We start from the raw sequence: 24,532 nt of genomic DNA on the forward strand, positions 1-24,532 counted from the left end.
CGTATTATATCGAATTAGATGTGTGAGGTCACAAATTTAGATCTTGATAATGAATACAAAAATAGTATAGAAGTCGCTATGAAAGCATCATATTTTTTGAAAATGGTGCATAGGAGTTTGAAGTATGACAAAACATGATAATAGTTCGAAACCACACAAAGAATCTAATGAGGATAAAGGGAATCAGGACTCTTTTAAAAATAAAGAGCCTGTAAAAAAACCGAATGAACAGCCTGAAAGTCCAGTCAAAGAGCAAAAATAAAAAACAAGCCTTCTTTAAGAAGACTTGTTTTTTTATGTTGATACTGACTCTAAGGCGCTCTCTGATTTTTGGAACTATTGCGGGTGTTATTTAAGATGTATTGAGGGTTGTTGGCAATCACGCTTCGGATTTTGTTTTAAAAGTGTTAGAGTTCTTATGATTGAAATGGGTTATGTGTTTCAAAGTGGTTATATTTTATAGGTTTGCTACTATTAATATAAATCCAACAATGCAAATTAAATCACGCTGCATTTTAGGCTGAGGTTCTTAATATGATCGTCGTGCTTAGAGTGTGTAGCGCCAGAAAAAATAGGTTTTATCCATGTTTATCACAACGCATGCTCCCCAAGATCAACAAATGTTAAATTTGGTTCCGATTTTGGCTGTTGCAAGCCAAATATTATTAGAAGAATATCAAAACTATTGTGCTGGACGTGATTTTAAAATCAACGAAAAAGATGACCATTCTCCTGTAACTCAAGCAGATTTAAAGGTCAATCAATATCTGCTCAGAGAGCTTGCAAAACTTACACCTGATATTCCGATCATTTCTGAAGAAAGTGATTATTCAGAGCGACATGAATGGCCTCAATGTTGGATGCTAGACCCTTTGGATGGTACGAAGGAGTTTATTCATGAACGTGATGAATTTACAATTAATCTGAGTCTTATTCAGAACTATCAAACTGTATTTTCAGTCATAGTCGTGCCGACTGAGAAAGTTATGTATATGGGCTATTTGACGGATCTTCCTTATAAATATTCATTTATGAACAATATTTGGGAAAAATATTGCAAATTTAAAGCCTCACCAGTCGATGCCATCCAAATTGGGCTGAGTCATAGTAGTAAAAATCCTAAGTATCAACACTATATTGATTATATTGAAAGAGAAATACCGGTTATACGTCGTGAAGCTGGAAGTGCTTATAAATTTTGCATGATGCTTGAAGGTGAGATAGATATTTACCCAAGATTTCATCCAACCTCTGAGTGGGACACCAGTGCTGGACAAGGCTTGCTAGAGAGTATAGGGGGTGGTTTATTGACCTTAGATTCTGTGCCATTTACCTATAATCAGCGTGATACTGTTTTGAATAATGGTTTTATCGCCTATCGTGATCCTGAAATGAGGCAATTGGCTTTAGATGCGTTGTCAAATGTACTTTAGGGGAGTGGAACTATAATTTCATCGTGTTATAGTCAAATTAATTTCATTTATTAGAATTATTATGTCGCTGAAGTTGCTTCCTCCAAGTATGCTCAGAGCGGTTGATTTACTGCCCGATGTTGCTGTGCCTGTTACACTATTTACTCGCCACTCAATACGTGAAATGGTGGTGGGCCAAGGACTCGCTGGATATGATTTGCAATTAACAGATCAAGGTAAGGATCTGGCGCAGGCTTGGGGGGCTTATCTTATTGATCAAACAGATCGTGTGATTGAACACTGTATTTCTAGTCCAATTCAACGTTGTATTGATACTGCAGCACTGATGATTCAAGGTGCTGATCAAATCAATCTTAAGTCAAATACCCATCATATTAAAATTGTTGAGCAGGGGCTTTTGGTCGAGCCTGGTAGCTTCGTTTTAGATATCGAGCAAGCTGCGCCATATTTTAAGCAACAAGGTGCTTTGGGCTTTATCAATAGCTTTGTAAACAATACTTTACCTGGGATGAAGCAGCCAATTACAGGTGTGATTGATGTTTTACATTTGCTTTATCAAACTCACCCTCAACAGAATCATGGATTAAGTTTGGCGGTTAGCCATGACACTATTCTCGCTGGTATTCTGGCTGTAATTTCAGGTAAAACACAGATTCGTCAGCAGGATTGGCCAGAAATGATGGAAGGTTTGTTTGTTTGGTTTGAAGGTGAAGCATTTATAGATGCAAAATTGAAATGGATATGGCGTGGTGAACGTAATGAGCTGTCTATTCGTGAATTTATAGAGCAAGAAAGATAGTAATTTTAATATTTTTTAAGCATTATTGATAAATTTAAGATATAAAAAAAGCCCTTAAAGGGCTTTTTTTAACGCAACTTAGTTAGAAGCTAAAGCTTTAACTTGTGCATTTAAACGGCTCTTATGACGAGCAGCTTTGTTCTTGTGGATGATACCTTTGTCAGCCATACGGTCGATTACAGGTACTGCAGTTTTGTAAGCTTCAGAAGCTGCTGCATAGTCACCCGCAGCGATCGCTGCTACTGTGCGTTTAAGGTAAGTACGAACCATAGAACGTAAGCTTGCGTTGTGTTTACGTGCTTTAACGTTTTGACGAGCACGTTTTTTTGCTTGAGCAGAGTTTGCCACTCGTGCACTCCTTGAAATTGATTGGTCTGGGCGGGCTGAAATTTCAACTAAATACAAACATTAGAAGAATTTACACCAGCCCGTAAACAAGTGCCATATTGTGATTAAATGATGCGGCAAAGTCAAGTCTTGACATGCTTTGACAACATTTTTGATGCAGATAAAATGCGGTTAGCGCGTTAGATTATATGAATATTGGAAGGAATGGCGAAAAAATGATTAAAAATATTAAAAGTGCAATAGTTATAGGGGCAACTGGTTTAGTTGGTCGATCTTTGGTAAATCATTTGAATCAATTGGTAGATTGCGAAAGAATTGTCGTAGTTGTTCGTAAGCATGATGAACAATTTGAAAAGTTCACTAAAGTTGATCAGTTGGTCATTGATGACTTTTTAATGTTAAATGATGAGGACGCTTCTGGATTCTCACATGCGTTTAGTTGCCTAGGAAGTACAATTAAAAAAGCAGGCTCTAAAGAAAATTTTTACAATATCGATTTTGAGATAAATGCTCATTTTGCTGATTTGCTTGTGAATACCGATACTTTTTTTGCAATTGTAAGTGCGGAAGGTGCGAATGAAAGATCTCAATTCTTTTATAATCAAGTGAAGGGAAAGTTAGAAAATTATCTAAAATCATTATCACTCTATCAATTGGCGATCATTCGACCTTCACTCTTAATTGGTGAAAGAGCTGAAACAAGGACACTCGAAGATATTTCTCAGAGTATTTTCAAGCGAGTATCGCAATTTCTGCCAAATACATTCAAATATAAGCCAGTGACAGCAGAGCAAGTCGCTAATACTATGGTCGTGAGCGCAAGAACTCAAAATGAAAAAATTAAGATTTATGATAATTTAGAGATTCAAAAACATAACTGAGGGTATAAAAAGTGACAACGCCAACATTTGTGACGTGTGATTTACTGGATGACCATCCTGATTTAGATATTCAAGTATTGTATCCATCTATTGATGGAAAATTCTTCAAAAGTTACGGCGGTGTAAAAAGCTTTGGGGGTGAAGCTGTCACTGTTAAATGTTTTGAGGACAATTCACGAGTAAAAGAGTTACTCGCTACAGATGGGCAAGGCAAAGTTTTAGTTGTAGATGGTGGTTCTTCCATGCGTTGTGCATTGATGGGAGATATGATTGCTGAGTCTGCCGTTAAATATGGATGGGGTGGTGTCATTATTAATGGTTGTGTTAGAGATGTTGATGCCATTGCGAGTTTAAATCTAGGCGTGCACGCACTTGCGGCTATACCTCAAAAAAGTAATCGCAAAGGGGTGGGCGAAACCAATATCACGATTCAAATTGGAAATATCACAATCCAACCAGGTGATTATATCTATGCAGACAATAATGGAATTATTGTGTCCAAGACAAAATTAGTCGATTAATTTAAATAAAACAAAAACGAGGTAATCAGTATGGTGATTCATCAATTAAAAGTGGCTCAGGCGCTAGCTTCAGCTGTTGCAGAAGGTGGACGTGGGACTTCAGGTACACCGTTTCCTAAACAGCCAGAAAAAGCATTAAAGCTTTACGAATTTGAAGGATCACCTTTCTGTCGTCGTGTAAGAGAAGTGTTGACTTTACTTAATCTTGACTACGAAGTGTATCCTTGTCCGAAAGGTGGAAGGGTCTATCGAGATCAAGTAAAAACACTTGGGGGTAAGATTCAATTTCCTTTTTTAATTGATGAAAATACTGGTGCTAAACTTTACGAGTCTCAGGATATTATTCACTATCTTTTTAAGCATTATGGTGAGACAGGTCAAACACCGAAGCAATTCTCACACTACCCCAAATTGCCTGTAGTTGCTCTAGCTGGAACACTGATTAATGGTGCTCGTGGGATTTTTATAAATAAAGCGATTAAGCTGAGACCACAACCCGAGCATTTAATTGAGCTGTGGGGGTTTGAAGCGAGTCCATACACCAGAATCGTGCGCGCTGAACTCACAGAACTTGAATTACCATTTAAGTTTCATAATGTTGCTAAAGAACGTTGGCAGGATCAAGGACCAGCGATTTTACGATTGAAGCCTGGGAAATATATTCCTTTGGCTGGCGGTAAACGCGAGCAGGTTGTAAAGGTAATGAATCGCAAGGGGAAGGATATACAAGTCCCGTATTTAGTTGATCCTAATACAGGCGTAAAATTGTTCGAATCGAAGAAGATTGTAGAATATTTAAGAAAAAATTACGGTTAATTTTAGTTTGAGTGCTTTTTGGTCATGAATATAGGTGTATTCGTGACCAAATGCTAAGATAAAACATTATTTTGAGTTTTTAGCTTTTCTTACCGAACTATGTTTAAAAAAATTTCTGATTTGTTTCAAAAAAAACCATCGGCTGAGCAAGTTTATTTACAGACCCATCAAATTCGTCATGATCCTGAATTAGGATATATTATCGATGACGTTGTTTTGAATGAACTAAATGAAAGATTGACATATTTTTCGAACCGAAAGGTTACTCGTTTTGATGATTTGGAAAATTTATTTTATCGGGGAATGTTGATCAAAGAGAAAATAGATCTCGAGTTGAATACAGGTCGTTTTACTACGAGATTAGGTAATAATCAACAGAATCTAGAACAGTTAAAAAAATTCGTGATATTGCTCAATGATTATTATCGTGAATTCAAACGTGAGCGCTAATGTTTGCGACTGAATGTTTGTGATATCTAAAAATAACTCATTCTCGATTTTGAACATGATAAAATAGTGCAATGTCCTACCAGACTTTTAAAGCGATCTTCATGTTCCAAAAAGAAATTTCTCAACTTAATCTATCACAAATAAAATCTGGCGAAAAAAGATGGTTAGGGGCGCTTAAAGGCTCTGCCATCGCTTTGCTTTTAAAAGAAATAAGTCAAAACTCTGATCGACTCTTTGTTCTGGTAGCTAGAAATAATCAACATTTAGCTCAACTTGAGAGTGAACTTGAATTTTATGGTGTGAAGCCCACCATCTTTCCAGATTGGGAGATCTTACCTTACGATCGGTTGTCTCCGCATCAAGATATTGTCTCAGAAAGATTATCAGTGCTCTCTAATATGCCAGCAAAAGGGATACTACTCATTTCAAGCACAACTTTGGCACAACGTGTTGCGCCGACGTCTTGGGTGTTAGGTGAGCATTTTGATATTAGCGTTGGGCAAAAATTTGATTTAGAAAAGCAGAAACAACGCCTGATTCAGGCTGGTTATCATTTGGTCGATACTGTATATGATCATGGAGAATTTGCTGTTCGGGGAAGTTTAGTTGATATTTTTGCTTCAGGGCAAGATGCTCCAATTCGAATAGATTTGTTTGATGATGAAATTGATTCTTTAAAATTTTTTGATCCAGAAACTCAAAGGACCACGACGAAACTTGAACATTTTAAGGTTTTACCAGCTAAAGAGTTTCCTTTAAAAGAAGGTAGAGCTCAATTTCGAGACCGTTATGCTGAAGAGTTTCCAACGGCGAACCCGAAAAAAAATCCGATTTATCAGGATGTAATGGAGGGTATATCTTCACCCGGATTGGACTATTACTTTCCGCTGTTCTTTTCAAAAAAAGAAATGCTAGAACAAAGTAGTATTACATCATACTTACCAAATCATTCCATTGTCATTACAGATCGAAATATTGAAAGTGAATTAACTCAATTTTGGAAAGATATTTATCAGCGTTATGAAGACCGACGTCATAATGTTGATCAACCTTTATTAGCTCCAGAACAAATCTTCTTTCAACAAAATCAAATTTTTGAACAACTCAATCAGTTTCCTCGTATTATCGCATCTGACGAAGTTTTTGAACCTAAAGCGGGTGTAATTAATACCTCTGCTGAACAGCCACCTCGTTTAGCGGTAGAGCCTAAACATCAACAGCCATTTCATGCTGTAAAATCATTTATTGATGCTGCGCAACACCCTGTCTTACTCGTTGCTGAAAGTGCGGGACGTCGTGAATCGTTAAAGGACTCCTTGCGAGCAAGTATGGGTGAAATTCCTGTTGTAGAGCATTATCAGGAGTTTATTAATCAACAATATTCAGTAGCAGTAACGCATGCACCACTTGAACGTGGCTTGGAGATTAAAGGACAAATATCTGTCATTTCAGAAAATCAACTCTATGAGCATCGTGTTGTACAACGCCGTAGAAAACGCCAGCATGAAGTTTCTGAAGAGTTCTTAGTTAAAAGTTTAACTGAATTAAGTATAGGTGCTCCTGTAGTTCATATTGATCACGGTGTAGGTCGCTATGCGGGATTAGTGACTTTATGTATTGATGAGCAAGACCACGAATTTTTGCAACTTAATTATGCTGATGATGCCAAAGTCTATGTTCCTGTCACCAATTTGCATCTGATTAGTCGATACAGTGGAGGTGATCCTGATTTAGCACCACTGCATAAACTTGGTACTGATGCTTGGAATAAAGCTAAGCGCAAAGCACTAGAGCAAATACATGATGTTGCAGCCGAACTTCTTCATATTCAAGCAAGACGCCACTCAAAACCAGGTATTCAATTTGAATTAGATCACACTACTTATATGCAGTTTGTTAGTGGTTTTGCTTATGAAGAAACGCTTGATCAAGCGAATGCTATCGAAGCGACTTTATACGACATGCAACAAGCTAAACCAATGGATCGTTTAGTCTGTGGTGATGTTGGATTTGGTAAGACAGAAGTGGCGATGAGAGCTGCTTTTGTTGCTGTACAGAACAATAAGCAAGTTGCTGTTTTAGTTCCAACAACTTTACTTGCACAACAGCATTATGAATCCTTCAAAGACCGATTTGCTGATTGGCCTATCCGTATTGAAGTGTTATCTCGATTTGGCTCAAATAAAACACACTTAAAAACGATCGAAGATTTGGCAGATGGTAAAGTCGATATCGTTATTGGAACACATAAAATTTTGCAGGAAAATGTCCAGTTTAAACAACTTGGGTTGATGATTGTTGATGAAGAACATCGCTTTGGTGTGCGAGATAAAGAACGTATTAAAGCGATGCGTGCCGATGTAGATATGCTGACGCTAACCGCTACGCCAATCCCGCGTACCTTAAATATGGCGTTTTCAGGTATGCGTGACCTCTCAATTATTGCTACACCACCTGCACGCCGTCTCGCTGTTAAGACCTTTGTCAATGAGCAGACCGATGCCACGATGAAAGAGGCGATCTTGCGTGAACTATTACGTGGTGGTCAGGTTTATATTTTGCATAATGAAGTGGATACCATTGAACGAGCGGCTGAAAATATTCGGTTGTTAGTTCCTGAAGCTCGGGTTGCAGTTGCGCATGGTCAAATGCGTGAGCGTGAGTTAGAACAGGTCATGCAGCAGTTTTATCATAAAGAATATAATGTATTGGTGTGTTCGACCATTATTGAAACGGGAATTGATGTACCAAATGCCAATACAATTATCATCGAGCGAGCAGACAAGCTAGGTTTGGCACAACTTCATCAACTGCGTGGTCGTGTGGGGCGCTCTCATCATCAAGCCTATGCGTATCTGATGGTTCCGTCTATTAAAGGCTTAAAAGGTGATGCTGAAAAACGACTCGATGCCATTCAGCGTGCTTCTACTTTAGGCGCTGGTTTTGTATTGGCGACAGAGGATCTGGAAATACGTGGAGCAGGCGAGCTTTTAGGTGAGCAACAAAGTGGTTCAATGCATGCAATTGGATATAGTTTATATATGGAAATGCTTGAGAAAGCGACTAAAGCCATCCAAAGTGGTAAGACTCCTAACTTTGATGCACCTTTGTCACTCACTGCAGAAATTAGTTTACATATGCCTGCATTAATTCCAGATGAATATTTAGGTGATGTGCATCAGCGTTTATTGTTCTATAAGCGAATTAGTAATACGGATACACAAGAAAAACTCGATCATATCCGTATGGAGCTTATCGATCGTTTTGGTGTGCTACCTCAACAAGTGAAATATCTTTTTACTGTTCATCAGGTGCGTATAAAAGCAGAAAAATTAGGTATTACCAAGATTGACTTGAGTAAGCAGGGTGGCCAAATTGAATTTTCACCTGATACTCCTGTTCAAGCGATGAGTATTATCCAAATGATGCAAAAACATCCGACATTTTTTAGAATGGACGGTGGTCAACGTCTGAAAGTAATGGTTATGCTTGAGGAAAATGACAAAAGAATTCAGTTTATTAATGATCTTTTAGATGAATTGATGAGAGGGCTCAACTGATCTAAGTTGGGCTTGAATCAATACTTGTTCATTGCTCAAAATGCACTGGCTGACAGTCAACCTTATAGGTTGATTTTTTAGCGATGCATTGCAATGAATGAGTGAGATTCAAATCAATGAAATACATATTTTTTTGTATCGAAACACATGACTAATAATACTCAGTCTAAAACTGTTGTGTTAGTATTAGCTATCCATTTAATTTTTGCGTCATTTATAAATATATGTTTAGTTTGCATCCACAACTTGCTCAAGATACTTTTTTTGTTGGCGACTTTCCACTTTCAACTTGTCGTTTAATGAATGACATGCAATTTCCATGGTTGATTTTGGTACCGCGTGTTCCTGGTGTAACTGAATTATATGAATTAAGCCAAGCAGACCAAGAACAATTTTTAAGAGAATCTAGCTGGTTATCTAGTCAATTATCTCGAGTTTTCCGTGCGGATAAAATGAACGTTGCAGCACTAGGAAATATGGTTCCTCAACTTCATTTTCATCATGTAGTTCGTTATCAGAATGATTCTGCATGGCCTAAGCCTGTTTGGGGTGCTTCACCTGCAGTTCCTTACAGTAATGATGTTTTAGCGCATATGCGTCAAACGCTCATGCTCGCGCTACGTGGTCAAGGTGACATGCCTTTCGATTGGCGTATGGAGTAAATACGTCAATTTCAAGGAAGAATAAAAATAATGTGAATTGAGGTAATAGCAATTGCCATTTGAACGAATGCTGGATAAAGAGCCACAGCAGTTTGAAGTACTCCTCAGGATGATGGGGTATGTGATGATCGCGATTCTTGTTGTGATCTATTATTTCACTTCACAAAACCAAAATTATCAGATTTTATACCCTCTATTTATTTTCTTGCTGATTCTATTGGCACCCCGAATTTCACACAGTATCCAATATCGTTATGGTAGTAAAACCAGACGTTTTGCGTTCTTTATTATTGATGTTGTTGTTGTAGCTACCGCCTTAGCAGCAGTGCATTTAAGTTTGTTGCCAACATTTGTTTTCCTGTTTGGATTGGTGTTTACCGCCGTTAATAATAAAATTTCGATGATGGTGAGTTCGATTGCAATTTTAGTTGCGATCATTGTTTTTTATATTTGTACAATTTTTATTTTTGGTTTTGAAGATTATTTCCAGCAAACTTCAATCGAATTGTCCGTAGTCTCGTGTATATGTGCGATTCTTTTTGTGAATTTTGCCAATTATTATCAAAATCGACGTGTAAAAAAATTAGATGTTCAACGTCAAACTTATTTTAAAGAAATGAATCGATATATTGAGTTATCGAATCAGTTAAGCCGCTATGCACCAATTCAATTGTGGCAATCAATCATGCGTGGTGAAACTGAAGCGAAACTTGAATATAAACGAAAAAAAATTACGATTTTTTTCTCTGACATTCAGGGATTTACTGAGCTTTCAGAGACTCTTATTCCAGATGACTTAGCTTTTGTTTTGAATGACTATCTGAGCCATATGACTGAAATTGCCAAGCAATATGGTGGAACAATTGACAAGTTTATGGGAGACGCGATTCTCATTTTCTTTGGAGATCCAGATTCGCAAGGGGTTGAGCAGGATGCCAAAAATTGCATCGATATGGCGATGGCAATGCGTCAACAAATGAAATTTTTGCGTGAACGCTGGGTGAAAATGGGATACTCAGCACTGCATATACGTATGGGCATTAGTACAGGTTATTGTCACGTTGGTAACTATGGCGCAGTTCATCGAATGGCATATACCATTGTTGGGCGGGATGCAAATTTAGCTGCAAGACTTCAAAATGCTGCAGAAATTGATGAAATTTTAATCTCGGATGAGACTTATAAATTAGTTAAAAACTATTATCTCTGTGCACCTCAGGAACCTATAGAGCTGAAAGGGATTCATGGTTCAATTAAAAGTTGGCAGGTCATGGAAAAATATAGCACCAAGCAAACCCATCAACATTGGTTTGATTATGAGTACAAAGGGTTTCAACTGGTCCTGAATATGGAAGAAGTACAAAATTACGAATATGCTGAATTAATCGCAGTTTTAGAAAAAATGATTGAACGTATTAAGCTTCAGCAGGATTTAACCAATTCTTCTGGTATTGTGAAGTTAAAACTGTCCGATGAAGTAAAATATCTAAATTAGAATTTTATATCTACATAAATAAAAAGGTCACTTAAGTGACCTTTTTTATATAGTTTTACAAATGATTAATGATTTTCAGAAGCATGGTTAATTGTGTACTTCGGAATTTCAACTTCTAAATCATCATTTTCAATTTTTACTTGGCAAGAAAGACGTGAATCTGGCTCTAGACCCCAAGCACGATCGAGTAAATCTGCTTCTACATCATTCATTTCTTCAAGGCCGTCAAAACCTTTACGAACAATGACATGGCAGGTCGTACAAGCTGCAGACATATCACAAGCATGTTCAATTTTAATACCATTTGTTAGAAGGCTTTCGCAAAGATTGGCATTTTGCTCAACTTCAAACTCAGCACCTTCAGGGCAAATTTGCGCATGTGGAAGAACTTTAATACGTGGCATAAATTTTTACCTATGTTTAGTTTGAGTTTGACCAATCGTCAAGCTTAGTGCCTTTGAGAGCATGATCAATATGTTGATTCATTCGTTTTGCAGCAAATGCATCACTATGAACTTTTAACGCAGCAACAGCAGCTTCAATTGCTTCAATATCAGAAGTTTCAAGTTGTTGAGCCAAATGAGTTTGTGCAGAAATTAAATCCTGAGCTTCCTGTTCAGTCAAGAGTTTAATATCAGCTTTAAGCGCTTGAGAAAGAGCTTCAAGTTCTCGTTGAGCTTCAACTTTAGTTTCATGTAAATGACGAAGGGCTTTATCTTCTGCTGCAAATTTAAAACCATCAACCAGTAGGCGCTCCATATCAGTATCAGATAAACCATACGATGGTTTAATATCAATCTGAGCTGAGACGTTAGATGTTGTTTCACGAGCAGATACCGATAAGAGACCGTCAGCATCGACTTGATAAGTCACTTCAATGCGTGCTTGACCAGCAGTCATCGGTGGAATGCCGCGTAAAACAAAACGTCCGAGACTACGGCAATGTTCTACTAAATCGCGCTCACCTTGGACAACATGGATTAACATCGCAGTTTGACCATCCTGATACGTGGTGAACTCTTGACGACGAGCGACAGGAATTGCAGTATTGCGTGAAATTAATCGTTCTACTAGTCCACCCATGGTTTCAATACCAAGTGATAATGGTGTTACATCAAGTAGTAGAGAACCATCGGTGCTATTACCAATTAATTGGTTGGCAGTAATTGCAGCACCGATTGCAACGACTTCATCTGGATTAATGGTACACAGGGGCTCTTGACTAAATACTTCTGCTACAGCTTTTTGTACCGCATAAGAGCGAGTAGAGCCACCTACTAAAACGACATTTTTTATATCGTCTAATTTCAATTTAGCGTCACGTAATACTCGTTTGCACACTGAAATCGTTTTATCTAGAGCAACTTTAATGATGCTTTCAAACGTTGAACGATCCAAAGTTAATTCGTTTTCTAAAAGCTGAAGATTAACTTGATCTTGGTCCGATAAAGCTTCTTTCGCTTTACGTGCTGCAACAAGGAAGTGTGCATACTCGTTATCATCTAAGGTCTCGATATTGAGTGATTTTTTAGCCCACTTGACGATAAGACGATCTAAATCATCGCCTCCAAGTGCAGTGTGTCCACCTGTAGCGAGTACCTCAAATACACCCTGTGAGAAACGTAGGATGGAGACGTCGAAAGTACCACCACCTAAGTCGTAAATCACATAATTTTGATCTGTACTTAAATTTGTTGCTTGATCTAAACCATACGCTACAGCTGCTGCTGTAGGTTCGTTTAATAATCTCAGTACGTTTAAACCAGCGAGTTGTGCAGCGTCTCGTGTTGCTTGGCGTTGTGCCTCATCAAAATAGGCAGGTACTGTAATTACAGCACCATTTATGGGATTCTTTAAACTTGCTTCAGCGCGATCTTTTAGATTTTTTAGAATTTCAGCAGAAATTTCAACAGGTGTTTTACGACCTTGCGCTGTTTCAAAAGCAGGCATCTGATTGTCTTCACCCACCAATTGATATGGGTGTTGAAATTTAATATCAGCTTTTGAGCGTCCCATAAAACGTTTTACAGAAACAATAGTATTCTGCGGGTCACGAGTTATAAACGGTTTTGCGTCATTGCCGAGCACAGCAGAGTTTTCAGCATAATGTACGATAGAAGGAAGTAACACTTGACCTTGTTCATCATTTAGAACTTTAGGTTTGCCAGAAAGCACAGTTGCTACAAGAGAGTGGGTCGTACCTAAATCAATACCAATAGCAATGCGATGTTCATGTGGCGCACTTGATTGTCCAGGTTCAGCAATTTGCAAGAGTGCCATGTGTTAAATCCCTTGAAAATAAAACAAAAAAATAAAATTAGAATTCGTCATCTAAGTCAAAATCTTCATCATCGAGAATACGATCTTCAGCTTGATGTATATCATTCATCACTTTTTGGAAGAAACGTAATTTTCGAACAGTATCGCGAGACTCAGCCCAATCTTCAGCTTCATAGTCTATTTTGAATTCGCGAACTAAACCATCAATCCATTGTTGCACTTCAGTTTTTAAAGATGAAAGTTGTTCAGAATTTTGAGCTTCATCTAACTGTTCACGAATTTCTAATGCAGATTGTAAAAATTCGAAATCATTGATGGATTGATCTAAATGATAGTCTTGTTTTTTGAGTGTAAGTAAATATCCAGCACGGCTGTCAACTTGAGATAAAACTTTATAAGCTTGATTGATTTCGCTAGATTTGATCAAGGCTTGGTCTTTATTTTCAGCTTTATCTGGATGATATTGTTGCTGCAATTTTAGAAAGTTAGCTTTCAAACTTGCTAAATCAATATCGAGTGCTACAGGGAGATTAAACAACTCAAAATGATTCATGGATTGGAAATTCCAAAATAGTGAAAAATAAAAGTGGGCGCTGAATAGAATTAAAACAGTGCAGGGCACTGTTTTAATCAGGTAAAAAGAGAATGATTATCTTAAACAGTGAAAGATTCACCACAACCACATTCACCTTTTTTGTTTGGGTTGTTGAATTCAAAACCTTCGTTTAGACCATTTTTAACATAGTCCATTTCCATACCTTCTAGATAAACAAGGCTCTTCGGATCAACGAAAACTTTAACCCCAAACTGTTCAAAGACTTGATCATGTTCGTCAACTTCATCAACGAATTCGAGAACATAAGCCAATCCAGAACAACCTGAAGTTTTCACACCAACGCGAATACCTTCACCCTTACCGCGATTCAATAAATAATTGCTGATATGAGTTGCAGCATTTTCAGTTAAATTGATCATGAAAACTCCATTCAATCATCAAGCGCTAAATTAAGCTTTCGCTTTTTTGCTACGGTAGTCTTCTACAGCAGCTTTAATTGCATCTTCTGCAAGTACAGAGCAGTGTACTTTTACAGGAGGAAGCGCAAGTTCATTTGCAATATCAATATTCTTGATTTGCTGTGCTTGGTCTAAAGTTTTACCTTTTAGCCATTCAGTTACAAGTGAACTTGAAGCAATTGCAGAACCACATCCGTAAGTTTTGAAGCGAGCTTCTTCAATTACACCATTCTCATCCACTTGGATTTGAAGACGCATAACGTCACCACAAGCTGGTGCACCGACCATACCTGTACCTACGTTTTCTGCGTTTTTATCTAAAACACCAACATTACGAGGATTTTCGTAATGATCAATCACTTTTTCGCTATAAGCCATGATGCGTCTCCAAACCTCAGGGTCGGCTGATAATATTTAATATGGGTGCATCTTATTAAATTTCAATATTTAAGCTCAATAAGATGCATGTGTTTGGTTTAAATTAGTGTTCTGTCCATTCAACTTTCGACAGATCAATCCCTTCTTTGTACATATCCCAAAGTGGAGAAAGGTCACGTAATTTTTCTACAGCAGCTTTTGTCACTTCTAGTACGTGAGCAATGTCTTCTTCAGTCGTATATTTACCAAAACTGAAGCGAATTGAGCTGTGTGCTAACTCATCAGATAAGCCTAATGCACGAAGAACATAAGAAGGTTCTAATGTTGCAGAAGTACAAGCTGAACCAGATGAAACAGCAGCATCTTTAAGTGACATCATTAAAGATTCACCCTCAACGAAGTTAAAACTTACGTTTAAGTAGTTTGCTACGTTTTGAGTCGGATGACCATTTAAGAAAACTTGTTCAAGATCTTGTAGACCATTCCAAAGTTTGTCGCGTAGAGTGCGTAAGCGAGTTTGTTCAGCAACTAGGTTTTTACCTGCAAGTTCAAATGCTTCACCCATACCAACGATTTGGTGAGTTGCAAGCGTACCAGAACGCATACCGCGCTCATGACCACCACCATGCATTTGAGCTTTAAGACGCACACGTGGACTACGACGTACGTAAAGTGCACCGATACCTTTAGGGCCATAAATTTTGTGAGCAGAGAAACTCATTAAATCAATTTTCATGGTTGATAAATCGATTTCAACTTTACCAGCAGCTTGAGCGGCATCTACGTGGAAATATGTCTTATTCGCACGAGTTAATTCACCAATAGCGGCAACATCAGTCACAGTACCAATTTCATTATTGACCATCATTAATGAAACAAGAATTGTATCTGGACGTAAAGCAGCTTGAACCATTTCAGGAGTAATTAGACCTGTTTGAGCTTCTGGTTCAAGATAGGTAATTTCAAAGCCTTCTTGTTCTAACTCACGGCAAGTATCTAAAATTGCTTTATGTTCAATTTTACTCGTAATGATGTGTTTGCCTTTTGAAGCGTAGAACTGTGCAACACCTTTCAGTGCAAGGTTGTCAGATTCTGTAGCGCCAGATGTCCAAACGATTTCGCGTGGATCTGCTTTTACAAGATTTGCAACTTGCTCACGAGCGTATTCAACTTTTTCTTCAGCTTGCCAACCATATGCGTGCGAACGTGATGCAGGGTTACCAAAAGTCCCATCGAATGTAAGGCATTCCATCATGCGCTCAGCAACTTGTGGGTCGACTGGAGTCGTTGCAGCATAATCAAGATAAATTGGACGTTTCATGTCAAATACCTGTAACCGATAAAAGGGCTGAATCTAATGGAGCTGTATTCTGGCGGATCGCAACAGTTTGAACGTTATCGCGAGCAACTAAATCAGCAAGAGAGATTTTAGCTAAGTAATCGGCAATGTGGAGGGAGAGTTCTTGCCATAAATCGTGAGTTAGACACATTGCGCCATTTTGGCAGTTACCTTTGTGGTCACAACGTGTTGCATCAACAGTTTCGTTTACAGCTTCAATAATTTCTAAGACCGTAATATCAGAAGCATTACGCGCTAAATGGTATCCACCATTAGCACCACGTACACTCGAAACCAAGCCATGACGCTTTAATTTAGCAAATAGTTGTTCTAAATAAGCCACAGAAATAGTTTGGCGAGTAGCAATTTCTGCCAAAGTAATGGTTTGTTCAGTCGGCTGCAAAGCTAGATCAAGTAATGCAGTCACTGCGTAGCGACCGCGAGTGGTTAAGCGCATGATTCGATACACGTGTAAAAGGCTAGATGATGAAATTTTATGAATTCCGACTAATTTAGTCAAGTATTTTTTCTAAAAACCAACTAAATTAATCGGAATTAAATATGGCGAGGATTCAAACAGATAAAACTTTATTATTTTAATAAATATTCAATAAATTATACACGATTAAAGCCACGAATAGAACCGAAACTATCCCGAACGCAATATTGGTGCGTTTTTGGTTGGTTTGCATGCGACGAATACGATTTTTATATTGTTTTACCTCTACTTGAAGTGTATTGATTTTAGATCTTTGTAAGTCAATTTTTTCAAGTAATGGTGCAATGCGTTTTCTCGAAGCCTTTGTGTTTTGGTCTTCAGAAGCTGTTGTTAACCAGTTTTTCCAATCTGAAAGTAATTTCGGTGTTGAGAGATGTAATGCTAAATCTCTGAATTCGTCTTTAAGGGTTTGATCACCTTCAATACGCATTTTTTTCAAACTTCTGCGGTTTGCAAACCCGAAAATTTGAATGATATCGACTAAAGTACTACTTACCTTGAGGTCAGGTTCTTTTTCTGGCGCTTGAAGGTCAAATAAGATGCCTTTATCCGTAAATTGGATATAAAAGTCAAAATAGGGGATATAGCTATTCATTTTAATTGTAATTTGTTGTTCTACAAATTTTTTTGCTTGAAGGCGAACAACACGGTCATGTTTTAAGACGAAAGAATAGAATGTCTCTAAAACTAACATAACAATGTTAAGCAACAAACGGGTATGACCTTGTTGTTGTTGCGATTCACTCATAAATAAATCCTATTCAAATTTAATAAATCTAAAAAGTTCTATTAACACAAACTTAAATTAAGTCTAAGATTACATCATTTATCATTGCTTTGTAGAACAGTTTTGAACAAGGTTCAATAGCGATATTTGATATTATCAATGTATTTTATGCACGAATAGTCAGTTTAGAGGCTAAAATATACAGGAGTGTAACGGTGGATCAAGATGTAAATAACAATAAAGAACAGGAATTAATGGACAACTCACAACCTGCAAACTCACGTAAAACAAAGCATCAACGCAAGTCCACACTTGATTTTCGTAAATATACTAAACAAATTTGGCTTGCTGGTTTAGGTGCTTTTTCTCGCGCAGAGGAAGAAGGTAATAAAATGTTTGACTCTTTAGTCAAAGTTGGTGAAGAGCTTGAATCAAAAACGGTTGAATTTACAGATCAAACAGTAAACAAAGTTGCGGAAAAAACTAAAGAGTCTGTTACGGATAAAAAAGATAAGGTCGAAAAACTTTTAGATCATGGGGTGAGTACTTCGCTTAATCGTATTGGGCTCGTCTCAACTAAAGATGTACAACATCTTGAGAATATGATTTTAGATATTCACCAGAAATTAGATGTGCTCATTGCTGAAAATCAAGCTTTACGAGCTAAACTCGAAAAAAAATGATGGATTTAGAGATAAAACTGTAATTTTGGTATTTTTTGTCGCTTATTTTGATCAAAACAGGTCGAGCAGTATTGCGTTTCCCCCCAAAGCATTGCTATAAAGTCGTCATGGCCTTTTAAAATACAAGCCTTGGATTTTAAACAAACGATATAAGAGGACGTAATCTTCATGAATAAATCAGAATTGATTGATGCGATTGCAGAGAAAGGGGGATTGTCTAAGACTGATGCTGGTAAGGCATTGGACGCGACTATTGCTTCTATTGGCGAAGCGCTGAAAAAAGGTGACTCTGTTACTTTAGTAGGATTTGGTACTTTCAGCGTTAAAGATCGTGCTGCACGCACTGGTCGTAACCCGAAAACTGGCGAAGAATTACAAATTAAAGCAAGCAAAGTTCCTAGCTTTAAAGCTGGTAAAGGTTTAAAAGATTCTGTAGCTTAATTCTTATTAAGTCCAAAACGCGCCGACTTGGCGCGTTTTTTATTAAAAAGAAAATTTATGGCTTCATCTGATATATTCGGTTTAGATTATCAGTTAGAATCGCTTTGAAATAAAATATTGGAATACCTATGGAATCGTTTCGTAAACTCATTAAAGGGTGGCTCGGCAAAGTCCTTCTAGTATTATTTTTGACACCATTGGCATTGGTCGGTATTGAAGGCTATTTCGGTGGTGGAAACAAAGATGGGATTGCTAAAACCGTTAATGATTTAGAAATTTCTAATAAAGAGCTAGAAGTTCAAACGAAGAATTATAAAGATCAATTCTTACAAATGGTTCAAGGTGATGAATCACTTCTGAATCAATCGTATATTGAACAAATGGCTCTAGATAGTTTAATTGATCGTGCTTTATTGGTTCAGCAGGCTGAAAAGTTAGGCATCAGTTTAAGCGATGCTCAGATTGAACAAATGATTGCTCAACAGCCAAGTCTGCAGGTTGATGGTAAATTTTCACAACAAGCTTATGAAAACTATCTTCGATCAATTAATATGACGAGCCAGGGTCTAATCCAAAATTTAAGACAAGATCATGCGCTTCAAATGTTAGTTTCAAGCATTCGTGATAATTCTTTGGTAAGCCAAAGTGATATTCAGCAAATCGCAAATCTACAAGGTGAGCAACGTACGTTATTTATGTCATCTGTAAAATTGGATGATTACAAAACGTCTGTAAAAATAACTGATGCTGAAGTCGCTGCTTATTATGAAAAACATAAAGTGCTGTTTAAGCAACCTGCCTCAGTTGATCTTGATTATGTATTGGTAACGCCTGCTATGGTAGCAAATGCCACAACAACTGTTACAGATGCAGAATTAAAACAAGCTTATGATCAATATGTAACTCAACAAAATAAAAATGCCAAAGTTGAAGTCCAACATATTTTGATTACAACAGATAATCGTACTGCGCTTGAGGCTGAAAAAATAGCCAATGATGTTTATGCAAAAATTCAATCAGGATTATCTTTTGCAGAGGCTGCTCAACAGTATTCTGAAGATTCTAGTTCCAAAGATAATGCGGGTCGAGTTGATGGTTATGAAGCCGGTGTATTCGGTGATGCTTTTGATAATGCAGTTCAAGCTTCAAAAGGTACGATTTCTAAGCCAGTAAAAACCGATTTTGGTGTACATATTATTCAAGCTAAAGCTGCTCAAGTAAATGTTGCTAGTTTTGAGTCTGAAAAAGCACGTCTTGAAGCTGATTTATTAAAATCTAAAAATGCCAATGCTTATTCTGATCTAGTAAATGGTTTGAATGAGCTCGTTGTAAGTAGCGATGCATTAGATGTAGTCCCTCAGGAATTAAAATCGGCTAAATTGGTTACTGCGAATAATGTAACTCTTGCCACTCAAAATACAGTCCTAGCGGATCCTGCTGTAAAAGCTAAGATCTTTAGTCAAGATGTAAAAAATGGTGATCGTAACGCGACCAGCAATATACAATTGGCGAATGGTGATACAGTTTGGTTGAAAGTTCGTGAATACCGTGAAGCTGGTGTTCAACCTTTATCAGTAGCCAAAGCGAAGGTTAAAGAAAAGCTGTTGAATCAAAAGGCATATGAAGCTGCTCAAGCAAAAGTTGCTGCAATGTTAAAGGATTTTAAAACACTACCTTCACAGCAGGTTTTAACTAAGCATCAGCAATCTTTCGTAAATGCTGGTGTTTTTACTCGTTCTCAAGGTCTTAAACGAGAAATTGAACGTGCTGCATTTAGTGTGCCTGCACCTAAAGCAGGAATGTGGTCTGTGACTACAGCTCAATTACCAAATGAAATGGTAATTATCGGTGTGGCTGAGGTAAAAAAACCATCTATGGATTCGATTTCGGCTGAAGAAAAACAGCAGCTTGCACAGCTTTATCAAAACTATCGTGGTACACAATTACTTAAAGATTACACTGAGTATTTAAAGTCAGTTGCAAAAATCAAGTAACTCACCAGTAATTCTATCTTCATAAAAAAAAGCACTTCGGTGCTTTTTTTATTTTGCTATGATTTATTCAATTCGATTAATTCAAATAAGTATTACGATATTGGCTTGGACTGCATAGATAATGTTTTTTGAAGGCTTGACTAAATGCAGTCTCTGATGAATAACCAACTTTATGCGCGATTTGTTGAATCGAAAGCTGGCTCAAGCGTAAAAGTTGACTGGCTAATCTTAAACGGTGTTTCTGTAAGTATGCTAATGGTGTTTCATTCACCATATTTTGAAATAAATGAGCGAATTTTGAACGCGACATAAAGCAAGTTTCTGCCAATGATTCTACAGTCCAGTTTCGTTCTGGTTGGCTGTGAATCGCTGAAAATGCAGGGCTCAGTTCTGGGTGAGTCAGTGCATTTAACCAGTTATTCTGATCTGTAAGCGTGGAAATGTAATCTCTCACGCATTCGATTAACATAATACTCACCACGTGATCCATAATCTTATGGCGACCAGGTCGGTTCATCTTGGTTTCATCAGCCACGAAATAAAGCCCGATCCTTAACCACTCCGGCTCTCTAGCATTCAGTGCATTGTTTAAATGGATATAAGTGGGTAAGGCTTGAATCAATGGTCCACCCATAATGCTGTCCATGTTAGATCGTATACTGAAGATGAGAGATTTCTCAGATTTATCATCTTCGTCACCGAGGATAATTTCATCATCTCTTAAACCTTTAAATAAATGATCTATTTGAGTAATGTTGACTAATCTTTGTTCTTGATGGCTATAGGCTTGATGTGACATTCCAGAAGGAATAATTGCCATATCTCCAGCTTTTAAGTGTAGTTGTTCGCCATTTTGAAATTTAAAAAAGGCCTCACCGTATAATAAAATATAGGTAATCATGGCTGTTTGATGACTTAACTCAAAAGCCCATTTACCTTGTGCTTGAAGGTAGAGATATTCCGTATTTTTGAGGTGAATATCTTCAAAAACTTGACTGAGGGCATCCATGTTTTTCGTATATTCCCTATACGCTTACAATTGCTGAATCTTAACATGTGTAAAGATTTCTATAATGTATTTTAGCTTCAAAATCGTTGTGGAAATACGACTCAATAGCTTTTTTGGACGATTACGACTGTATTTGAAATTTGAAATGAACAAAGATAAAAATAAGAAATAGAAAAGGAAAATTGCAAGTGAATGCAAAGGTAAAAGTTGAAGAGTTATTGAGTCAGAACCCGATAGCGCAAGGCTTACAACTGGATAAGAAGCGTTACTTATGGTTGCTTAGTCCAGCACTACCTGTATTAGGGATGGGCTTTTTGGCTGGATATCAATACGGACCTAAAGCAACTAAAAAATTGTTTGCATTAGGTGGGCCTTTATTATTACACGTAATTATTCCCACCATTGATGCTTTGGTCGGTACTGATGAGAATAATCCGAGTGATGAGCAGATCAAAAAATTAGTCAGTGATCCTTACTATGATCGTATAGTAAAAATGTTTGTTCCTTTACAATATGCAGCCAATTTTTTTGCTGGATACGTGGTCTCTCGTAAAGAAACCCCATTGTTGGATCAGTTGTTGATTGGTTGTACTATGGGGTTGATCAACGGTATTGGTGTGAATACTGCCCATGAACTATGCCATCGACCGAAGCGTGCAGATCATTATTGGTCACACGTGACACTAGCACCACTTGGATACAATCATTTCCGTATTGAGCACCCATATGGGCATCATAAGCGCGCAGCTACTCCAGAAGATCCAGCGACTTCAAAGATGGGTGAGACCTTTTACGAGTTTCTTCCAAGAACCATTAGCGGTGGCTTGAAGTCAGCAATACAGATTGAAAAACATCGATTAAATCGTAAGGGTGAGTCGTTCTTTTCACTGAAAAATGAGTTATTTCACGGCGCAGCCATTAGTGCAACTTTTCACGCAACGATGCTAAAACTGTATGGTAAGAAAATTTTACCATTCTTAGCCATACAGTCACTTTACGGTGTGACTTTATTTGAAATGGTCAACTATCTTGAGCACTACGGCTTATTGCGAGAAAAGAAAGAAGATGGAAGTTATTCGCGTACTATGCCTGAACATAGTTGGAATAATAATAACATCACAACCAATCTATTCTTATACCAGTTGCAGCGCCATTCGGATCATCATGCTTATCCGACACGACCATTCCAAGCATTGAGAAACTTTGAAGAAGCGCCAGTGTTGCCAAGTGGATATGCGACGATGTTGATCCCAGTTTTAATACCTAAGTTATGGTTTAAAATTATGGATAAGCGCGTATTTGACCATTATGGTGGCGATTTAAATAAAGCCAATATTCATCCAAAACGACGAGCAAAAATTTTTAAAAAATTTGGTGTTATTGATAAATTATTGGGCTAACACTCAAAAATAAAAAAACCGACCATGGGTCGGTTTTTTTATAATACTTTTAACATGCGTATTTCGCATGCATCACTATGTCCAGTATTTCCTAATGGGTATTGTAGATGTTGAAAACCTAATTTTTCATATAATTTTACAGCCTGCCAGAGAGATGCTGTGGTTTCGAGATAAATTTGCGTGTAACCCTGATCTCGTGCAAATTGGATACATTTTTCTAGAATTTGTTTTGCAAAACCCAAACCTCGTATTGAGGGCATAAAATACATTTTTTGTATCTCTAGGGTGTTTTCGTGGCCCAGCAAAGGTGCAATGCCCCCACCACCAAAGACCTCGTGTTGGTCATTGCTAATAACCCAATATATGGAGTGAGGTTTTGTATAAACGTCATAGAGTTGATCTAGAATTGGATCTGCTACTGCGAAGCCTGATTCAGCAGCGAGAGCAAACTCCACTGAGACTTCACGAATGATTTTTGCAATATGGGGATTATCTTGGGGTTGAATAGTTCGAATAAAGTACATAATCGATGAAACTTAGTAAATCTTCACAGAGTATATCTAAGTTTCATCGGAGTTGAGTTTAATTCAACGTGATTTATTTCAATTCGCTTGATGATTTTCCAAGTTCACGGCGCGCAACAATAAGCTGTTGAATTTGTTGTGTACCCTCGAAGATATCTAGTATTTTGGAGTCACGCGCCCATTTTTCCAACAACTCATCTTCGGTATAGCCTACACTTGCAGCAAGTTCGACACACTTCAATGTAATTTCATTACAAATTCGTCCAGCTTTCGCTTTTGCAATTGAAGCTTCACGCGAGTTAGGCTTTTTATTGTCAGCCATCCATGCAGCTTTTAGGGTTAATAAACGAGCAGCTTCCCATTCTGCTTCCATACGATAAATCTGAGCTGTAATATTTGAGGATTGAAGGTAGGGGGTGGCATATTCAGCATCTAGTTGGTCTTTAAAAATTTCCTTGATACGCTCTAAAGACGCTTTAGAGCACCCAACTGCCATTGCGGCCACAAGAGGGCGTGTATTATCAAAAGTTTCCATGACGCCAGCGAAACCTTTTGCAACATCGATTTCAGCATTGCCTAATAAATTTGCAGCAGGGACACGACAATCGATAAAGCGAATGACAGCAGTATCTGAAGCTTTAATTCCGAGTTTATGTTCAAGACGTTCAACGGTCATGCCAGGCGTGCCTTTAGGAACAACAAATGATTTGATTGCTGCACGCCCAAGTTTTTTATCGAGTGTTGCCCAAACCACGACTGAATCAGCTCGTTCACCAGAAGTGACGAAAATTTTCTCGCCATTTAAAATATAATCATCACCATCTTTAGTCGCTGTGGTGCGTATTGCTGCGGAATCAGATCCACAGCCTGGCTCGGTAATTGCCATCGCAGCCCAAGTTCCTTTGAAGCGTTCAAGTTGCTCTTCATTGGCTACAGCAGCAATTGCAGAGTTACCTAATCCTTGGCGAGGCATGGTAAGTAATAAACCAGTATCGCCATAACACATCTCAATTACACCCAAAGCAGTAGACATGTTCACGCCATTTTTGTTGCCTTGAGTCGTATCTCCACGTTTATTGACGGCAGCGCCAGCATTCATGCCATCGCCACCTTCATTCATACCATCCAATAGGGATGCTAACATGTCGAGTTCTTTGGGATAAGCATGTTCAGCTTTATCATATTTGCGTGAAATAGGGCGAAGCACGTTTAACGCTGTCTGATGAGCTTGATCAACAAGCATTTTAAATTTTTTCGGATTCTCTAAATTCATCATCTT

At 37.8% G+C, this 24,532-nt stretch carries 26 protein-coding genes; 14 read left to right on the forward strand and 12 right to left on the reverse strand.

Annotation, left to right across the window (positions count from 1 at the left end; all coding sequences use genetic code 11):
* Nucleotides 1–124 precede the first annotated feature (124 nt).
* The 3 genes from AC1M9E_RS06715 to AC1M9E_RS06725 all read left to right on the forward strand — a co-directional run bounded on the left by AC1M9E_RS06715 (nt 125) and on the right by AC1M9E_RS06725 (nt 2,232).
* Entirely contained in the window at nt 125–262 is a 138-nt protein-coding gene (locus AC1M9E_RS06715; RefSeq protein ID WP_171076720.1) for a hypothetical protein, read from the forward strand.
* A 322-nt stretch (nt 263–584) separates the two neighbouring features.
* A complete protein-coding gene (locus AC1M9E_RS06720; RefSeq protein ID WP_481607408.1) occupies nt 585–1,433 on the forward strand; it encodes a 3'(2'),5'-bisphosphate nucleotidase CysQ family protein in 849 nt (282 codons plus the stop codon).
* A 61-nt stretch (nt 1,434–1,494) separates the two neighbouring features.
* A complete protein-coding gene (locus tag AC1M9E_RS06725) occupies nt 1,495–2,232 on the forward strand; it encodes a histidine phosphatase family protein (RefSeq protein ID WP_488225161.1) in 738 nt (245 codons plus the stop codon).
* Nucleotides 2,233–2,310: 78 nt separating this feature from the next.
* Here AC1M9E_RS06725 and rpsT read toward each other — a convergent pair whose 3' ends face one another.
* The gene (rpsT, locus tag AC1M9E_RS06730; protein ID WP_035263646.1) at nt 2,311–2,580 is read right to left on the reverse strand and encodes a 30S ribosomal protein S20; all 270 of its coding nucleotides are present in this window, start codon (nt 2,578–2,580) and stop codon (nt 2,311–2,313) included.
* A gap of 215 nt (nt 2,581–2,795) precedes the next feature.
* On the opposite strand from rpsT, the gene AC1M9E_RS06735 reads away from it, so the two are divergent.
* The 7 genes from AC1M9E_RS06735 (at nt 2,796) to AC1M9E_RS06765 (ending at nt 10,965) form a co-directional block, all read left to right on the forward strand.
* Complete coding sequence (locus AC1M9E_RS06735) at nt 2,796–3,461, forward strand: Rossmann-fold NAD(P)-binding domain-containing protein (RefSeq protein WP_481607406.1); 666 nt, start codon at nt 2,796–2,798, stop codon at nt 3,459–3,461.
* 11 nt (nt 3,462–3,472) lie between these two features.
* Nucleotides 3,473–3,982 (forward strand): ribonuclease E activity regulator RraA, encoded by a 510-nt coding sequence (rraA, locus tag AC1M9E_RS06740; protein WP_180027814.1) that lies wholly within the window; start codon nt 3,473–3,475, stop codon nt 3,980–3,982.
* Nucleotides 3,983–4,012: 30 nt separating this feature from the next.
* Complete coding sequence (locus AC1M9E_RS06745; protein ID WP_488225162.1) at nt 4,013–4,798, forward strand: glutathione S-transferase N-terminal domain-containing protein; 786 nt, start codon at nt 4,013–4,015, stop codon at nt 4,796–4,798.
* 99 nt (nt 4,799–4,897) lie between these two features.
* Nucleotides 4,898–5,248: a hypothetical protein gene (locus AC1M9E_RS06750; protein WP_481612602.1), complete on the forward strand. Its 351-nt coding sequence runs from the start codon at nt 4,898–4,900 to the stop codon at nt 5,246–5,248.
* A 101-nt stretch (nt 5,249–5,349) separates the two neighbouring features.
* The gene (gene mfd / locus AC1M9E_RS06755) at nt 5,350–8,808 is read left to right on the forward strand and encodes a transcription-repair coupling factor (protein WP_481607508.1); all 3,459 of its coding nucleotides are present in this window, start codon (nt 5,350–5,352) and stop codon (nt 8,806–8,808) included.
* A gap of 224 nt (nt 8,809–9,032) precedes the next feature.
* Nucleotides 9,033–9,470: an HIT domain-containing protein gene (locus tag AC1M9E_RS06760; protein ID WP_035263634.1), complete on the forward strand. Its 438-nt coding sequence runs from the start codon at nt 9,033–9,035 to the stop codon at nt 9,468–9,470.
* A gap of 52 nt (nt 9,471–9,522) precedes the next feature.
* Nucleotides 9,523–10,965: an adenylate/guanylate cyclase domain-containing protein gene (locus AC1M9E_RS06765; protein ID WP_035263632.1), complete on the forward strand. Its 1,443-nt coding sequence runs from the start codon at nt 9,523–9,525 to the stop codon at nt 10,963–10,965.
* A gap of 65 nt (nt 10,966–11,030) precedes the next feature.
* Here the strand turns inward: AC1M9E_RS06765 and fdx are convergent, their stop codons facing one another.
* From fdx to AC1M9E_RS06805, 8 genes are all read right to left on the reverse strand, one after another.
* Nucleotides 11,031–11,369, reverse strand: coding sequence for an ISC system 2Fe-2S type ferredoxin (fdx, locus tag AC1M9E_RS06770; RefSeq protein ID WP_481607403.1), 339 nt, complete (start codon nt 11,367–11,369; stop codon nt 11,031–11,033).
* Between the two features lie 16 nt (nt 11,370–11,385).
* Nucleotides 11,386–13,245 carry a Fe-S protein assembly chaperone HscA gene (hscA, locus tag AC1M9E_RS06775; protein ID WP_488225163.1) on the reverse strand — a complete coding sequence of 620 codons (1,860 nt, stop codon included), beginning with the start codon at nt 13,243–13,245 and terminating at the stop codon, nt 11,386–11,388.
* A gap of 37 nt (nt 13,246–13,282) precedes the next feature.
* Nucleotides 13,283–13,798 (reverse strand): Fe-S protein assembly co-chaperone HscB, encoded by a 516-nt coding sequence (gene hscB, locus AC1M9E_RS06780; RefSeq protein WP_481607402.1) that lies wholly within the window; start codon nt 13,796–13,798, stop codon nt 13,283–13,285.
* Between the two features lie 101 nt (nt 13,799–13,899).
* Nucleotides 13,900–14,220 (reverse strand): iron-sulfur cluster assembly protein IscA, encoded by a 321-nt coding sequence (iscA, locus tag AC1M9E_RS06785; protein ID WP_035263624.1) that lies wholly within the window; start codon nt 14,218–14,220, stop codon nt 13,900–13,902.
* 30 nt (nt 14,221–14,250) lie between these two features.
* A complete protein-coding gene (gene iscU, locus AC1M9E_RS06790; RefSeq protein ID WP_035263622.1) occupies nt 14,251–14,637 on the reverse strand; it encodes a Fe-S cluster assembly scaffold IscU in 387 nt (128 codons plus the stop codon).
* A gap of 103 nt (nt 14,638–14,740) precedes the next feature.
* A complete protein-coding gene (locus AC1M9E_RS06795) occupies nt 14,741–15,958 on the reverse strand; it encodes an IscS subfamily cysteine desulfurase (RefSeq protein ID WP_481607401.1) in 1,218 nt (405 codons plus the stop codon).
* A 1-nt stretch (nt 15,959) separates the two neighbouring features.
* Nucleotides 15,960–16,433 carry an Rrf2 family transcriptional regulator gene (locus AC1M9E_RS06800; protein WP_035263618.1) on the reverse strand — a complete coding sequence of 158 codons (474 nt, stop codon included), beginning with the start codon at nt 16,431–16,433 and terminating at the stop codon, nt 15,960–15,962.
* A gap of 139 nt (nt 16,434–16,572) precedes the next feature.
* The gene (locus tag AC1M9E_RS06805) at nt 16,573–17,223 is read right to left on the reverse strand and encodes a hypothetical protein (protein WP_481607400.1); all 651 of its coding nucleotides are present in this window, start codon (nt 17,221–17,223) and stop codon (nt 16,573–16,575) included.
* A 233-nt stretch (nt 17,224–17,456) separates the two neighbouring features.
* Between AC1M9E_RS06805 and AC1M9E_RS06810 the strand changes: the two genes are divergently transcribed.
* The 3 genes from AC1M9E_RS06810 to AC1M9E_RS06820 all read left to right on the forward strand — a co-directional run bounded on the left by AC1M9E_RS06810 (nt 17,457) and on the right by AC1M9E_RS06820 (nt 20,320).
* Entirely contained in the window at nt 17,457–17,885 is a 429-nt protein-coding gene (locus AC1M9E_RS06810) for a phasin family protein (protein WP_092766445.1), read from the forward strand.
* A 168-nt stretch (nt 17,886–18,053) separates the two neighbouring features.
* Entirely contained in the window at nt 18,054–18,326 is a 273-nt protein-coding gene (locus tag AC1M9E_RS06815) for an HU family DNA-binding protein (protein WP_035263613.1), read from the forward strand.
* 128 nt (nt 18,327–18,454) lie between these two features.
* Complete coding sequence (locus AC1M9E_RS06820; protein ID WP_481589963.1) at nt 18,455–20,320, forward strand: SurA N-terminal domain-containing protein; 1,866 nt, start codon at nt 18,455–18,457, stop codon at nt 20,318–20,320.
* Between the two features lie 76 nt (nt 20,321–20,396).
* On the opposite strand, the gene AC1M9E_RS06825 is transcribed toward AC1M9E_RS06820, so the two are convergent.
* A complete protein-coding gene (locus AC1M9E_RS06825; protein WP_481587489.1) occupies nt 20,397–21,329 on the reverse strand; it encodes an AraC family transcriptional regulator in 933 nt (310 codons plus the stop codon).
* Between the two features lie 188 nt (nt 21,330–21,517).
* On the opposite strand from AC1M9E_RS06825, the gene AC1M9E_RS06830 reads away from it, so the two are divergent.
* A complete protein-coding gene (locus AC1M9E_RS06830) occupies nt 21,518–22,729 on the forward strand; it encodes an alkane 1-monooxygenase (RefSeq protein WP_035263607.1) in 1,212 nt (403 codons plus the stop codon).
* 38 nt (nt 22,730–22,767) lie between these two features.
* On the opposite strand, the gene AC1M9E_RS06835 is transcribed toward AC1M9E_RS06830, so the two are convergent.
* A complete protein-coding gene (locus tag AC1M9E_RS06835) occupies nt 22,768–23,253 on the reverse strand; it encodes a GNAT family N-acetyltransferase (protein ID WP_481607399.1) in 486 nt (161 codons plus the stop codon).
* A 73-nt stretch (nt 23,254–23,326) separates the two neighbouring features.
* Nucleotides 23,327–24,526: an acyl-CoA dehydrogenase family protein gene (locus AC1M9E_RS06840; protein WP_481607398.1), complete on the reverse strand. Its 1,200-nt coding sequence runs from the start codon at nt 24,524–24,526 to the stop codon at nt 23,327–23,329.
* Nucleotides 24,527–24,532: the final 6 nt, after the last annotated feature.

Source organism: Acinetobacter sp. 24-47-47, assembly GCF_057737035.1.